The sequence below is a fragment of the Actinophytocola oryzae genome (assembly GCF_004364325.1).
GTDB lineage: Bacteria > Actinomycetota > Actinomycetes > Mycobacteriales > Pseudonocardiaceae > Actinophytocola > Actinophytocola oryzae.
The window spans coordinates 575,845-590,558 of record NZ_SOCP01000004.1 but is presented as its reverse complement, the minus strand read 5'-3'; the positions used below and the strand labels follow the sequence as shown (position 1 = coordinate 590,558).

General features: G+C 71.0%; 14 protein-coding genes. 6 read left to right on the top strand and 8 right to left on the bottom strand.

Annotated elements, in window-relative coordinates; genetic code table 11:
• Window positions 1-85 precede the first annotated feature (85 nt).
• The 6 genes from CLV71_RS13730 to CLV71_RS13705 all read left to right on the top strand — a co-directional run bounded on the left by CLV71_RS13730 (window position 86) and on the right by CLV71_RS13705 (window position 5,422).
• Window positions 86-766, top strand: coding sequence for an SDR family NAD(P)-dependent oxidoreductase (locus tag CLV71_RS13730; protein ID WP_243866421.1), 681 nt, complete (start codon window positions 86-88; stop codon window positions 764-766).
• On the top strand, window positions 763-1,098 hold the full coding sequence (locus CLV71_RS13725) for a VOC family protein (RefSeq protein WP_133903079.1): 336 nt from the start codon (window positions 763-765) through the stop codon (window positions 1,096-1,098). Before CLV71_RS13730 ends, CLV71_RS13725 begins: the two co-directional genes overlap by 4 nt.
• Complete coding sequence (locus CLV71_RS13720; protein ID WP_133903078.1) at window positions 1,095-2,075, top strand: S-adenosylmethionine:tRNA ribosyltransferase-isomerase; 981 nt, start codon at window positions 1,095-1,097, stop codon at window positions 2,073-2,075. Before CLV71_RS13725 ends, CLV71_RS13720 begins: the two co-directional genes overlap by 4 nt.
• A 201-nt stretch (window positions 2,076-2,276) precedes the next feature.
• A complete protein-coding gene (locus CLV71_RS13715) occupies window positions 2,277-3,746 on the top strand; it encodes a cellulase family glycosylhydrolase (RefSeq protein ID WP_133903077.1) in 1,470 nt (489 codons plus the stop codon).
• A gap of 8 nt (window positions 3,747-3,754) precedes the next feature.
• Complete coding sequence (locus CLV71_RS13710; RefSeq protein WP_133903076.1) at window positions 3,755-4,786, top strand: cellulose binding domain-containing protein; 1,032 nt, start codon at window positions 3,755-3,757, stop codon at window positions 4,784-4,786.
• A gap of 117 nt (window positions 4,787-4,903) precedes the next feature.
• On the top strand, window positions 4,904-5,422 hold the full coding sequence (locus CLV71_RS13705; protein WP_133903075.1) for a hypothetical protein: 519 nt from the start codon (window positions 4,904-4,906) through the stop codon (window positions 5,420-5,422).
• Window positions 5,423-5,598: 176 nt separating this feature from the next.
• On the opposite strand, the gene CLV71_RS13700 is transcribed toward CLV71_RS13705, so the two are convergent.
• From CLV71_RS13700 to CLV71_RS13665, 8 genes are all read right to left on the bottom strand, one after another.
• Window positions 5,599-7,131, bottom strand: coding sequence for a polyamine aminopropyltransferase (locus CLV71_RS13700; protein WP_133903074.1), 1,533 nt, complete (start codon window positions 7,129-7,131; stop codon window positions 5,599-5,601).
• Entirely contained in the window at window positions 7,131-7,556 is a 426-nt protein-coding gene (locus CLV71_RS13695; protein WP_133903073.1) for a DUF350 domain-containing protein, read from the bottom strand. The genes CLV71_RS13700 and CLV71_RS13695 overlap by 1 nt, the downstream gene beginning before the upstream one ends.
• Before the next feature lie 7 nt (window positions 7,557-7,563).
• Window positions 7,564-8,799: a hypothetical protein gene (locus CLV71_RS13690; protein WP_133903072.1), complete on the bottom strand. Its 1,236-nt coding sequence runs from the start codon at window positions 8,797-8,799 to the stop codon at window positions 7,564-7,566.
• The gene (locus CLV71_RS13685; protein WP_166664079.1) at window positions 8,796-9,212 is read right to left on the bottom strand and encodes a DUF4247 domain-containing protein; all 417 of its coding nucleotides are present in this window, start codon (window positions 9,210-9,212) and stop codon (window positions 8,796-8,798) included. The genes CLV71_RS13690 and CLV71_RS13685 overlap by 4 nt, the downstream gene beginning before the upstream one ends.
• The gene (locus CLV71_RS13680; protein ID WP_133903070.1) at window positions 9,209-9,694 is read right to left on the bottom strand and encodes a DUF2617 family protein; all 486 of its coding nucleotides are present in this window, start codon (window positions 9,692-9,694) and stop codon (window positions 9,209-9,211) included. The genes CLV71_RS13685 and CLV71_RS13680 overlap by 4 nt, the downstream gene beginning before the upstream one ends.
• Window positions 9,691-10,296: a DUF4178 domain-containing protein gene (locus CLV71_RS13675; protein WP_133903069.1), complete on the bottom strand. Its 606-nt coding sequence runs from the start codon at window positions 10,294-10,296 to the stop codon at window positions 9,691-9,693. Before CLV71_RS13675 ends, CLV71_RS13680 begins: the two co-directional genes overlap by 4 nt.
• Window positions 10,297-10,406: 110 nt before the next feature.
• Window positions 10,407-13,001, bottom strand: coding sequence for a CHAT domain-containing protein (locus CLV71_RS13670; protein ID WP_133903068.1), 2,595 nt, complete (start codon window positions 12,999-13,001; stop codon window positions 10,407-10,409).
• Window positions 13,002-13,010: 9 nt separating this feature from the next.
• The gene (locus CLV71_RS13665; protein WP_133903067.1) at window positions 13,011-14,708 is read right to left on the bottom strand and encodes a S8 family peptidase; all 1,698 of its coding nucleotides are present in this window, start codon (window positions 14,706-14,708) and stop codon (window positions 13,011-13,013) included.
• Between the last annotated feature and the right edge of the window lie 6 nt (window positions 14,709-14,714).

Genomic DNA, 14,714 nt, shown 5'->3' with positions numbered 1-14,714 from the left:
CGTGCCGGTCCTAGGTCCAAAGACCGAGGTCGCGGCCGTCCCGCGACCGATGGCGGGCACGCGAGCGCTACCTAGCGTCGGAGTCGTGAAACCTGTCGCGATCATCACCGGCGCGTCCCGTGGACTGGGGCTCGCACTGGCCGCCGGCCTGTCCGAGGCGGGCTGGCGGCTCGTCGTGGACGCCCGAGGTGCGGCGGACCTCGCGTCCGCTGCCGAGCGGATCGGCGGCGACGTGGTCACCGTGCCGGGTGACATCAGGGACCCGGCACACCGGGAAGCGCTGCTCGATGCTGCCGGTGAGGTCGACCTGCTGGTCAACAACGCGGGCGTCCTCGGCCCGAGCCCGCAGCCCGGCCTGGCGGCCTACCCGCTCGACGCCCTGCGAGAGGTGTACGAGGTGAACGTGCTGGCGCCGCTGGCGCTGACCCAGCGTGCGCTGCCCGCCCTGCGTGCCAGGGGCGGGGCGCTCGTCAACGTCACCTCGGACGCGGCGGTCGAGCCGTACGAGGGCTGGGGCGGCTACGGGTCGGCGAAGGCGGCCGTCGAGCAGGCCAGCGCCGTCCTGGCGGCCGAGGAGCGGGCCGTCCGCGTGTGGTGGGTGGATCCCGGCGACCTGCGCACGCGGATGCACCAGGAGGCCTTCCCCGGCGAGGACATCAGCGACCGGCCGCTGCCGGAGACGGTCGTGCCCGCGTTCGTCCACCTGGTGACGGCCCGGCCGCCGTCGGGACGGGTCCGGCTCGCCGAGCTACGGATCCCGGCATGACCCGGCTGTGGCTGCCGTACACGGTCGACGACCTGCCGGGGGCGCTGACCTTCTACCGGGACCTCGTCGGGCTGCCGGTCGTCGACGGGTGGCGGCGTGACGGCGAGGAGGGGGTGGTGCTGGCCGTCGAGTCGGGGTTCGTCGAGCTGGCGTCGCCCGCGGTGCCCGGACCCGTGCCCGTCGCGTTCGAGGTCTCCGACGTGGACGCCGTGTTCGCGCGGATGGCCGGCGTCGACGTGGTCGCGCCACCGCACCGGTATCCGCGTGGGCACCACGGGTTCGAGGTGCGTGGCCCGGCGGGCGCCGTGGTGATGGTCTGGAGTGAGCGATGACGGTCGAGTTCACGCTGCCCGCCGCACTCGAGGCACACGTCCCGCCCGAGGCCAGGGGGCTCGGGCGGGACGGGGTGCGGTTGCTGGTCAGCTCGTCCGAGGGCGTCGAGCACCACCGGTTCACGGACCTGCCGTCGCAGCTGCGAGCGGGGGACGTGTTGGTGGTCAACACGTCCGCGACCGTGCCTGCCGCGGTTCCCGTGCCGGACAGCGGGCTCGTGGCCCACATCTCGACCGAACAGCCGGACGGGAGGTGGCTCGTCGAGCTGCGTCAGGCGACGGGGCCGTTCCGCGATGGCACCGCGGGCACGCGGTACCCGCTGTTCGGCGGGGGTTCGGTCACGCTGCGCAGGCCGTTCTCCGCAGGACGGCTGTGGGAGTCCGATGTGGACACCGACGGCCTCGGGGTACTCGCGTACCTCGCCGCGTTCGGGTCGCCGATCCGGTACTCCTACGTCGGCGACGCGTGGCCGATCTCCTGCTACCAGACGGTTTTCGGCGTGACTCCCGGCAGCGCGGAGATGCCGAGCGCGTCCCGCCCGTTCACCGAGCGGCTCGTGACCCGGCTCGTCGCGCGGGGAGTGCAGTTCGCGCCGGTCCTGCTGCACACCGGCGTCGCGTCCCCGGAAGCTCACGAACGCCCCTATCCGGAACGGTTCGCCGTGCCGAGGACCAGCCGGGACGTGGTCGCGCGGGCCCGCGCCGAGGGCAGGCGCGTGATCGCCGTCGGCACCACGGCCGTCCGCGCCATCGAGAGCGACGCCGACGGGGGCTGGACCGACGTGATCATCACCCCGGAACGCGGCGTCCGGCACGTCGACGGCCTGCTGACCGGCTTCCACGAGCCGATGGCGTCGCACCTGGACATGCTGGCCGCGATCGCCGGTCCCGGACTGCTGAACGAGACCTACCGACAGGCGATCGAGGGCGGCTACCTGTGGCACGAGTTCGGGGACGTGAACCTCCTGCTCCCCTGACCGATTTGGGAGCGTTCCCATATCGCATAGCGCCGTCGACTACGGCTCGTGAGCCACTGGGCCGGACAGGTTACGCGTATTGGGCTGGCCGAGTGAATCACCTGCTGTGGATTGACAGTCTCGGGCTCCACGAGCGACGGTTGGCCCACCGGAATCTGGGAGCGCTCCCAGAGACAATTAGCGGTGCACAAGGGAGTGCCGATGTTGGGAAGAGCGGTCAAGATCGCCGGACTTGGGCTTGCCGCGGCAGCGGCCTGCGCGTTCGTGCCGGGCGCGGCGGGTGGCACCACGGCCGCGGTGGCGTTCGCCTGCCGGGTCGACTACTCGGTCAGCGAGTGGGGCGCGGGCTTCTCGGCCACCGTCAAGGTCGACAACCTGGGCACGTCGGCCGTCAGCGGCTGGACGGTCACCTACTCCTACGCGGGCAACCAGACCCTCCAGCAGGGCTGGAACGGGACGTGGTCACAGTCCGGCAGGCAGGTCACGGTCACCAACGCGTCGTGGAACGCCACCATCCCGGCAGGCGGCAGCGTCAGCCCCGGCGCGAACTTCGGCTACAGCGGCACCAACGCCGCGCCGACGGACTTCGCGGTCAACGGCGCCGCGTGCACCGGCACTCCCCCGACCGACCCGCCGCCGACCGAACAACCCTCCGGGCCGGCACCGGCGCTGCGTGTGTCGGGCAACAAGCTCCTGACCGCCGCCGGCGCGACCTACCGGCTGCTCGGCGTGAACCGCTCGAGCGGCGAGTTCGCCTGCGTGCAGGGCAAGGGCATGTGGGACAGCGGCCCGGTGGACCAGGCGTCGGTCAACGCGATGCTGGCGTGGCACGTCCGCGCGGTGCGGATCCCGCTCAACGAGGACTGCTGGCTCGGCCTGTCCGGCTCACCGAGCGGCGCCACCTACCAGCAGGCGGTCAAGTCCTACGTGACCCTGTTGGTGGCCAACGGGATCAACCCGATCCTCGACCTGCACTGGACACACGGCCAGTACACCGGCAACGTGTCGGCCTGCGCGGACGTCAACGCGACGTGCCAGAAGCCGATGCCGAGCATGCAGTACACGCCGACGTTCTGGACACAGGTCGCGAACGCCTTCAAGGGCAACAACGCCGTGGTGTTCGACCTGTTCAACGAGCCCTACCCGGACGCGGCCAACAACTGGTCGGACATGACGGCCGCGTGGCGGTGCCTGCGTGACGGCGGCACCTGCACCGGCTTCACCTACGAGGTCGCGGGCATGCAGGACCTCGTCGACGCGGTCCGCGCGACCGGCGCGACCAACGTGGTCATGACCGCGGGTCTGACGTGGACCAACGACCTCTCACAGTGGCTCACCTACAAGCCGACCGACCGGACCGGCAACCTGATGGCGTCGTGGCACTCGTACAACTTCAACGCGTGCGTCACGACCTCCTGCTGGGACAGCCAGATCGGCGCGGTCGCGGCGCAGGTGCCCGTGCACGCAGGTGAGATCGGGCAGGACACCTGCGCACACGACTACGTCGACCAGGTCATGGCGTGGCTCGACCGGCACGGCCTCGGCTACACGGCGTGGACCTGGAACCCGTGGGGCTGCGGCTCGGGCAACGTCCTCATCCAGGACTACAACGGCACCCCGACCAGCACGTACGGCGAGGGCTACCGCGCTCACCTGCTCAGCGTGGCCTAGGAGGGCTCATGCTCCGGAAGCTGTTCCTGTTCAGTCTCATCGTCACGGTCATCGCGGCACTGTCGGTGACCACCGCGGCCGCGGCGACACCCATGAGGATCATGCCGCTGGGTGACTCGATCACCGCGGGTCCGGGCTGCTGGCGAGCCCTGCTGTGGGACCGCCTGCAGCGCAGCGGCTACACGAACATCGACTTCGTGGGCACCCAGACCGGCGGCGGCTGCGCGGTCGCGCACGACGGCGACCACGAGGGCCACAGTGGCCTCGCGGCGACGGGCATCGCGGACCAGAACCAGCTGCCGCCGTGGCTGGCGGCGACGCACCCGGACATCGTGCTGATGCACCTCGGCACGAACGACCTGTGGGGCGAGACGATCTCGACCGCCCAGGTGATCACCGCGTACTCCAAGCTGGTCGACCAGATGCGCGCGAGCAATCCCGACATGAAGATCATCGTCGCGCAGATCATCCCCATGCAGCCCAGCAACTGCACGGGCTGCGCGCAGCGGGTGGTGTCGCTCAACAACGCGATCCCCGGCTGGGCGGCCTCGAAGACGACCTCGCGGTCGCCGATCACCGTGGTGGACCAGTGGACGGGCTTCAACTCGGCGACGGACACCTTCGACGGCGTCCACCCGGTCGACTCGGGCTTCCAGAAGATGTCCGACCGGTGGTACCCGGCTCTGGCGTCCGCGCTGGGCGACCCTCCCCCGCCCGACGACAACCCGCCGCCAACGGGCTCCTGCGTGGCGACGTACAAGGCGGCAGGGCAGTGGAGTGACGGGTTCCAGGGTGAGGTGTCGGTGCGCAACAACGGCTCGTCCGGGTCGCAGCTGTGGACCGTGACGCTCACCTTCGCCAACGGCCAGCGGGTCAGCCAGGCGTGGAACGCCACGGTCACGCAGAGCGGAGCGACGGTGACCGCGAAGAACGTCGCCTGGAACGGGACCCTCGCGCCGGGCGCCAGCACCACGTTCGGCTTCCAGGGAAGCTGGTCCGGCACCAACTCCGCACCTACCGTGAGCTGCACGTTGTCGTGATCCGACCGTGCCGGGCCGGGGGTGTCCCCTGCCCGGCACGGGCTTTCGGGAGGCACTCTGCGGGGTCGACCGACTACACTTCGTGTCCATCACGATGAGACACGAGGGAGCTTGCGAGTGCAGGACGATCTGTTCAGTGCCGTCGACCTGGAGCTGCCGTCCCGGCCAGAGCGGGTGCTGATGTCGCTCGAGCCCGAGTCCTACGGGTTGGTCTGGCAGGGCCGCAAACGGCACGAGTTCCGGCGCGACTACCCCACCGGCAGGCCCACGGCCTGGTACGTCTACCTGAACGCGCCGGTGGCGAAGCTGGCCGCGGTGATCGACCTGGACGCGCCGGTCGTGGACACTCCCCGCCGCATCGCCGACCTCGCCGAGGAGGCGTGCGAGGGGAACGGCGCCTCGGTGTACGACTACCTGTGCGACCTCGACTTCGGCTTCGCGATCCCGATCAGGCGGGTTCGCGAGTACCCCGGGTTCACGGCGGAGGAGCTGGCCGGACGGCTCGGGGCGTTTCACCCGCCCGAGGGGTACACCTTCGTGGGCGCGCATCCCCGGCTCGGCTGCGTGTGCGACTCGCTCACCGCCGACACCGTGGCGCGCGAACTGGTGGTGCAGCATCCCGCTTCCGTGTCCTGACGCTCACGGAGGGCAAGATGAGGCCGATCTGGTAACGCTGCAAACCGAACAGCGACGTTACCAGTGCAGGGGCGTGGCGCCCATCCCGCCGGGTGACCCCCAGGCTCGGCTGTGTGAACACGGCCCACGCCTCTGCACTCTCCTTCCTGACTCCCAGCGTCGGGAAGGAGCCAGTGCTAGTACTGCTGCCATTCCTCGGTCGTGAGGCGCACGATTCTCGGGTCGTCCAGTGTGGATGGTGGCTCGGTGCCGGTCGGCCTGCGGTCGAGCGGGAAGATCGCGGCGGCGGCGAGACTCGCCTCGTCGAGGAAGCGCAGCGGACGGGGCGGGTGCAGCGTCAGCGCCGGTTTCCTGTCGGGCTGCGCGAGGACGAAGCCCCAGTCGCCGAAGCTCGGCACGTTCACGTGGTAGGGCGTGGTCCGGAAACCGGCCGCGCGGATCGTGCTGTCGATGCAGTCGAAGCTGCGCGGCGCGAAGTACGGCGACCCCGACTGCACGACCATCCGCCCGCCGGGGGCCAGCGCCTGACGCGCCAACGAGTAGAACTCGACGGAGTACAGCTTGGCCGTGGCGGTCGCGTCCGGGTCGGGCATGTCGATGATCACGGCGTCGAACTTCTCGGTCGTGTCGCGCAACCACGTGAAGGCGTCGCCGTTCACCACCCGCACACGCGGGTCCTCCAGCGAGCGCCGGTTGAGCGCGACGATGTCCGGGTTGTGCTCCGCGAGGCGCAGCACGGCCGGGTCGAGCTCGACCTCGACGGCCTCCCGGACGTCCCGGTACTTGAGGACCTCCCGCATCGCCAGACCGTCACCACCGCCCAGGACCAGGACCCTGTCGTGCTTGCCGGCGAGCGCGGGGTGCACGAGCGACTCGTGGTACCGGTACTCGTCGATCGACGAGAACTGCAGGTCGCCGTTGAGGAACAGCCGAAGGTCGGCCGGCCCCGGCACGACCGGTGACGACTCGGTGACCACGATGTCCTGGTACTGCGTGGTTTCCGAGTAGACGACCGGGTCCTCGTACAGCTCGTCCCGCGCGTAGCGCAGGAACGCGTCGCTCTGCGCGAAGGCGAACACGAGAAGTGCGAGCACGGCGACCGTGCCGCCTGCCAGGACGGTCCGGCGCTGTGCGGTGGTACGGAAGACGAAGAACGCCACGGCCGCGCCCGCGACCACGTTGACCATCCCGACGAGCAGTGCGCCGCGCGTCTGTCCGAGCAGCGGCAGGAGCAGGAACGGGAAGGCGAGGCCACCAACGAGGGCCCCGACGTAGTCGGCCGCGAACAGGTCCGCGGTGGCCGATCCCGCGTCCTGCTTGCGAATCCGCTGCAGGAGCGTCATCAGCAGTGGGATCTCGGCCCCGATGAGCGCACCGACGACGAGCGCGATGCCGATGAGCGCGGGCCAGTAGAGGTCGAGCCAGGTGAAGGCGGCGTGCAGGCCGAGCACGGACAGGCCGCCGAACACGGCGAGCAGGCCCTCGATGACCACGAAGCTCAGCAGTGGCCTGCGCTGCAGGGGTTTCGCCGTGAGAGAGCCGATGCCCATGGCGAACACCATGGTCGCCAGCACGACGGAGGCCTGCGTGATCGAGTCGCCGAGCAGGTAGGAGCCCTGCGCGACGAGTGCGAGCTCGTAGACCAGCCCGCACGCCGCACACACGAACGTGGCGAAGAGCAAGCCGGCCCGAGCGGCCCGGGAGGACACTAGAAGATGGCGACGGCCACGATCGCGGAGACCGCGATGTGCGAAGCTGCGGTGACGTTGACGGCCGGGTGCGCCTGCTCCTCGACGAGGATCTCGCCGAGCTTCCCCGGCGTGAACAGGTCGAGCACGATGAAGGAGATACCCATGAGCACCAGCCCGAGGATCCCGTAGGCGGCGGTGGACAGCAGCCCCTCGCCCCAGTTCCCCTGACTGGCCGCGATGGCCGTCGCGACGATGATGCCGACGCCGATCAGGTTGCTGGCGAGCAGGACGGCCGCGTTGCGGTTGCGCTGGACCCAGATCTGCTCACGCAGGTTGCCCGGCGTGAGGATGTCGACGAGCGCGAACCCGAGGGCCATCAGCACGAGGCCGACCAGCCCGTAGGTGGCGGCGATACCGACTTCACCGAAGACGTCGGAAACCATGCTGGAGTTACTCCTTATCCTTACGGTCTGGTGGCGCGGAAGGCGTTTGCTCATCGGCCGATCCGGTGTCGTCCACTGTGGACGTGTCCGGTCGAGCCGGTGGCTTCGCGCTTGGGGGTTGCTTGGTCGCGTCCGACTTCTCGCCGGCCGCGCCCTCGGTCGGTGGCTTGGTCGCCCGGCTCCCGGTCGCCGGCTCCGAGTCGGACACCGGCCCCACCGAGGAATCGGGCGACGTCCCGATCGACTCACCACTGGTCACTGGTTCAGACGAGGTGGTCGAGGTGGCAGGCTCGGCCGGGGACTCATTCCCCCCATCGTCAGCCGTTGGCTTCGTGACGCCGCTCGGCCTCGCCGGGGTTGCGGCGGGTGGCTCAGTTGCCTGGCTACCGGCCGGGGGCATCAGGAATGCGGCCCGGCTCGGGGAATCGCCGGTCGGTGAGGCGGTCGCCCCGCTGTCGGTCGTCGGCTTCGCGGGATCGGTTGTCGGCTTCGCGGGGTCGGTCGTCGGCGTGGGGAGCTGCCTGGGCTTCTCCTGCGCGGGCGGTGGCGGCGTGGGCAGCATCTCCATCGCGGGCATGTCATCCACATAGGACGGCTTGCGCGGGCGGTTCGTCTTCAGCACCCACCACACGAAGACACCCGCGGCCAGCAGGATACCCAGGCCCCACAACAGCATCCCGCCCTGGCCGCGCCACCAGTCGGAGCCCGGGTCGTCCGTCAGCTGGGCGTCCGCCGGTTCGGCGCCGGTCTCCGGGGCGGCCGCGATCGGCTTGCCCACGCCCTTGTCCGCCGCCAGCAGCGGTAGCGCCGTCACCGCCTTGCCGATGGCCACGTCCGGGTCCTCGCCCGTCAGTCCGTCGAAGTCGATGCCGAGGGCGTCCAGGTCGTCTCGGGTCACGCCCGCGGGGTTGCTCGACACGTCGTAGCTCGCCGAGTCCTCGGACTCCGACGACTCGCTCGTGTAGGTGATGGTCGCCGTGAACTCGACCCTTGCCTTGCAGCTCCCGCTCGTCACCGGCTTGTTCGCGCCGAAGTTCGAGCCGATGCTCGTGTCGCTCGTGGACACGTCCTGCACGTCGACCTGCCAGCCGTAGCACACGCCCTGGTCCGCGTACGCCTCCGCGAGCGAGGCCGCCAGCTCGTCAGCGTCCGCCGGGTCGAAGATCACGTCCGCCGACGCCCGCGCCGGCGCGGCCAGCAGCAGCGGGACGGCCAGCGCCAGAACCCAGTTCCTACGCCTCACTTCCCGCCTCCCGGACCGCCGCCTCGGAAGTTATCGCCCGACCCACCGGTGCCCCACACGCCACCGACGAACGGGAGCCAGTGTGCGTAGCCCCTCCGCTCGTCGTCGACGTAGATCCTCGAACCGCTGCCGTTCGCGGTGATCGCGACGATGTCGTCGGAGTACCGCAGGAAGTAGCCCGACGGGTCGAACTGGGTGTCGGCGGGCGGGCGCGCGGAGCGGATCTTCTCGTACACCGCCTTCGGTTTCGACGTCGAGGTGTACACGATCGAGTTGCCGTTCGCGGACTGGCGGCGGAAGTTGTCGTCCAGGTAGGGCCGGATGCCGCCACCGCCGAAGATCGCGAACAGCAGCACGATCAGACCGACGCCGCCGAGTGCGCCGGCTATCAACAGCTTGGCACGTAAGCTCACAGCGGACTCACCACACTCGAGGTCCAGACCAGCTCGCCGGCCTGCGGGTACGCGTGCCAGGTCTCCCAGCACACGCCTGCGGCGGTGGACCGGGCGGACAACGCGGTCACTGCCAGTGGCGAGCCGGGGAACTCGGCTACCAGCGAGTGACCGTCGGCCTCGCAGTCGGCCACTATCCGCGACACCGTCGCCGCGAAGTCCGCCGGGCGGTCACAGCGGGCCTCGAACCGCGCGGTGTAGTCACCGACCACCTCCGTCGAGGTGGCGGGTAGCGCGCCGGGCCGGTCCGGCAGGCACGCCACGGTCTCCGACCAGTCGCCGATGACGACCTGGTGCGACGCGCCGAGCACTCGCAACTCCAGCGTGACGCCGTCGAGTGTCACCTGATGGGTGCCGAGGGCGGGAAGGGGACTCAGTCCGTAGGCGAGGCTGAGGTCCGCCGCGCGTGAGTCGGCGAACCGGGTGGAGATCCGTGCCCTCACGTGCGATCACTGCCGGCCGGGTACACACGCATGGCGGGCAGCGCGACGGACTCGCCGAGCCCGGCCTCCCACTTGCCGCCGTCGAAGCGTTCGAAGCTCAGCGATTTGCCGTCCGGGCCCTCGTAGTCGACGTACTCGACGCGGCCTCGCTCGGCGACGGTGGTCGTGCCCTCGGAGGTGTACTGGGCGGTGCCGTCCTCCTCCTTGCGGTAGGTGACGCCGCCGACCTCCATGGTCTTGCCGCCCGGCTCGGTGACCTCCTCGGTCTCCCGCCACAGCACGACCTCGAGGTCGGGGTCCTCCTCGACGGACACCCAGACGCGACTGCCGCGCGCGTCGTCGAGGAAGTGCTCGGACCAGGAGTAGCCGCCCTCGGTGAGCCGCAGCGACCCTCGGACGAAGTACAGCTGGTCGCCGTAGTCGATCATGTCGCCTGCCCGCACCGTCCGGATGTCGGTGACACCCTGGTGGTCGGCCAGCGGGTCGACCGGCTTCCCCGGCCGCGCCTCGACAGGAGCGCGGTTCTGCCGCGACCGCATGTACAGCATCACTCCGACGACGATGACGACGAGCAGGAGCAGGAGCAGCAGGACCTCGGTCATGGCCGCGAGCATAGTGGCCGTCACACGTCCGGTTCACGCCGAACGCACTGAAGGCGTCCTTCAGTGCGCTGGGCGTCAGGAAGGCGTCCTTCAGTGCGTCCGGGCGTGGCTCAGCCCGCGCCGAGGCAGATGAACGGCCGGTGCAGCGGGTCCTCCGCGACGGCTGCCGCCAGTGCCACGGCCGGCCGCTCGCCAGCCGCCACCCTGCGGTGGTACTCGACCATCGTCGCGGCCGCGGCCCCGTCGCCGACCCGGCTGTTCGCGGCGACGACCGTGCGGACGCCGCTCGCCAGCAGGCCGCCCGCGAAGCCGAGGGCCTCGTCACCGGGCCGGATGTGGGCCATGGCCAGCTCGCACGCCGCCAGCACCACGTGCCGGGGCGGGTGGGACAGCCTGGCCAGCTCGTGGGCGAACAGCGGACCGTCCGCCAGCTCCAGCCGGGAGAACATCGCGTTCGTCGGTTCGTGTTCGCCGTGTGCGGCGAGGTGGGCCATGGACGCGCCGTCCAGCGCGGAGAGGACGTCGCCGACCGACGCGGGCGACAGGCGCGTCGCTGACGGGTACAGCTTCGTCAGCGCCGCGTCCTCGGCGATCGTGTCGCGCAGGCGGGGCCCACGGGCGAGCACCACGTGGCCCGGCTCGTCGGGGGCGGACACCGCCGTGAGCCACGCCGTCGCCGACGGGGCCACCACCACGGCCCGGCCCCGCAGCGAGGGCAGGCTCCCCCACGGCACGGCGTACAGCGGGCCGGTCGGGACGATCACCAGCTCGCGGTCGCCGACCAGTGACCGCAGCGGTTCGACCAGCCGCGCGTCGACGGTGTCGGCGCTGCGGCGGGCCGAGGCACCCACCACGGCGCTGACCGGGGGCGGCAGGTCGTCCGGGGCGATCGTGTCGAGGTCCGCGTGCAGGCGCTTCACCCACTCGAACGTCTCCGTCGCCGACGACAGGTGCGCCAGGCGCACCCGGCCCTCCGACACGACCAGCGCCACCAGCTCGTCGCCCGAGACCGCGAACGTCACCAGCGCGCGTGACCCCAGCGCCGCGCTCACGCCGTGCAGGGACGCCACCGGGCGCGGCCTGCCCCACGGCGACGCATACCAGCCCTGCCGCAGGATCTCCCGCTCCAGCGCGGCGATCTGCTTCTCCTCCTGGCGTGGCGACCGGCCGGCCAACCGCGCCTGCTGCGCCGCCCGCCGCAACGAGCGCAGCGACGAGACCTGTTCCGACAGCACGGGATCGTCGATGGCGGGCAGCGGCTCGTACCGGTACACCTGCGCCCGGGTTCGCTCCAGCCAGCCGAACAGCCGCCGCGCGTCCCGGCGGGGACCGTCCAGCACGAGCCGGACCGCCAGGTCACCCAGCTGTTGACCGTGGATCGCCGTGCCGCACACCAGCTCCAGACCGCCCATGCGGTCGCGGGCACGGCCCAGCTCGACGAACCCGCCGCGGGCCTCGGTCAGCGCCCGGCGCCGGTCGCCGCGTGCGACGGCCAGCTCCGCGCGGCACAGGCGCAGCAGCATCCGGTGGTCGAGCGGCGTCGTCGCACGCTGGCGGGGCAGCTGGTCGAGCAGTAACTCCGCGGCCGCGGGATCACCTCGGCGCAACTCCATGCGGACGGCCAGCATCAGGGCCAGACCGGTCTCGTCCTCCAGCAGCAGTGCCCGCAACGTCTCGGCCAGCTTCACCGCGCGCTCTGGCAGGCGGGACGGGATCCGCCGGGCCGACAACGCCAGCGCGGTCTCCGTGCGCAACGCCGCCAGCGCCGCGACCGCGGCCCACCGGGTGTTGCCGCGGCGGGTGAACCGGCGCATCGCGGACCGCGCGAGGCGACGGGCCTCCGCCACCCGTCCGTCGAGCAGCGCGGCTGCCGCACTGGTCACCTCTGCCTCGGCCAGGTCCTGACCGGCCCGCTGGGCACGCAGCCGGGGGATCACGTCGTCGAGGTGCCTCGCCGCGTCCACGGCAAGGCCCGCCGCCAGGAGCGCCCGCGCCTGGTCAAGCCGAAGAGCCGGCAGCAGGCCCGGGGTACTGACCTGGTAACTCCGCTCGACCTCGGCGTAGTGGCGCAGCGCGCCCGGCAGGTCGCCCATCATGTACTGGACGTAGCCCAGGTTGTGTCGGGCCTTGTCGGCCAACAGGTCGATGCCGTGCTCGAAACACAGGTCGATGCACTGCTCGAAGTCCTCCCCCGCACGCACGACCTGCGCGAGCTCGATGTAGGCGTATCCCCGGTTCAGGTAGAGGGCGGCCAGCAGATCGGGATCACCGACCTCGTCGGTCTCCGTGAGCCGTTCGATCGCCGTGTCGAACAACTCGATGCCGTCGAGGGTCCGGCCGGCTCGATGCAGGAGCAGACCCCGGTAGCACAGCACCAGGCCCTCCAGCTCGGCTCGGCGCGGGCTCACCGGCACCTCGGCGAGATGGGCCGCTGCCTCGTCGAGGCGGCCGAAGCCGTCGGTGTGCGAGCCGGACTCCGCCTGCGCGTAACCGAAACTGACCAGGACGCGGATGCGTAGCACGACCGCCTGCGGGGAGTCGGGCCCGATGCTGTCCAGAAGTCGTCGCGCGTCACGAAGCAGGGTGATGGCGCGGTCGAACCGGTAGGCCCACCCCGCCTCGCGGGCGAGTTGGTGCAGCGCCACGACCTGGCCCAGCACCTCGGCGTGGCGAGCCTGCCCCGACTCGCTAGGCAAGCTCGCCATGCCGCCACACTACGTCGCTGGGACCTCTTCGTGATTCCGCTTCACCAAAACGGGCGTCCGCTTCTTCCAGCCACGCTCGACGAGCTGACGGTTCACCGCCTTCAGCGCCCCCCGCGCCCGGTCGACGCCCGCGGACTCGCCGGTCACGAGCATCTCTCCCTCGGTCAGGGCGTTCGCGAGCATGCCTGCGATCACCGGTGTGGCGAACGACGTGCCCGCCCACACGGCGAAGCCCGTGCGGAGGTCGTCCGGGTCGGGGGCGGTGCGCACGTCCGGCCCGAGACCGGCCCCGTCGAGGAGTGCGAGCCCGCCCTCCGCGGCGCCCTCCCACACCGGCACCGTGCTGACCAACGCGTCTCCCGGCGCCCACAGGGTGATCCACTCACCCCAGTTGCTGAACGCCGCCGTCGTGTCGCCCGCCGCGTTGCGAGCGCCGACCGCACCGAGCAGCTCGACGCCGCCCGCCGCACTGCCCGTACCGCGAGCGAACGCGGCAGGCATGAACGGCCGCGTGGTGGCGTCGTTGCCCGCGGCGGACACCACGAGTACGCCGAGGCCGGTGAGCTGCTCGATGAGCCCGCGCACCTGCTGGACCTCCGGCACGGTGGCCGTCTCCGCGTAGAAACCCAGCGACATCGACACGACGTCGATCTGCCGCCCGTGGTTGGCCACCTGGTCCAGCAGCCAGTTCAGCGCGAGCACCACGGCGCTCTCCGTCGAGAACCCGTCGCTGTGCAACACGCGCAGCGAGAGGATCTTCGCGGCGGGACACAGCTGGTGCACGAGGCCGGACACGAACGTGCCGTGGCCGGAGTGCGCGTCGATCAGACCGAGCAGCGGATCGATCTCGTCCTGCGTCTCGAACGGGCTCGACAGAGGGCTCGGCTGGGTCGGGCTCAACTGGCCGATGCCGAGCTCGACGCTGGCGAGCTGGTCCTGGAAGTCCTGGGACACCTCGTAGATCGGGTCGGTGGGGTCCTGGTCGTCCCACCACGGGTGCGGCCCGATACCGGTGTCCAGCACGGCCACCACCGGCCGCCGGCCGCCGGGCAGAAACTCCGCCTTCGGACGGACGGGCTTCGGCATGAGGACCGCGACCGGGTTGCGATCACCGGTGTGCATGACGATCCCGCCGTCCACGCTCGGGCCGTGTGCGACCGGAGTCCCGGTACTGGGACCGTGCGCCACCGGGGCTCCCCCGACCGTGATCGACGCGGGCATCAGGAGGTGGTCGAGGCCGTAGTTCGCCACCCGTTCGCCGAGCGCGTCCTGCAGCACGACGTAGCCTGCCCACGGGTCAGGCGCGCGGTCGGCGGGCTGGTCGTCGCGCCACTTCAGCGGCACCGGGACGCCCACGTTCTCCGGCAGGGCGTCGACGACGCTGTTCCAGCCCTCGTCCCGCGGCGGGCGCAGTTCGAGACCGATCCGGCCGAGCACCCCGTTGATGTCCTCCTCCGGGGCCGGCCTTGCCTTCGAGTCCCGCAGCTTCCTGACGTCCCCTGCCGGGACGAGCATCACGTCCGACCGGTACACGGTCGACAGCGGCCACTTCCCGTCCTTGGTCTTGACCGCGGTGGTCGGGTCGAGCACGCGAGCCCGGTGGCGGGTGAGGATCTCGGCCGGGATGGTGATCGCGTCGGGCATCAGTTGACGCGGCGGTTTCGGCTGGTGACTGCTGCCGTTGCCGCTGGAGGACGCGGTGGTCATGAATCA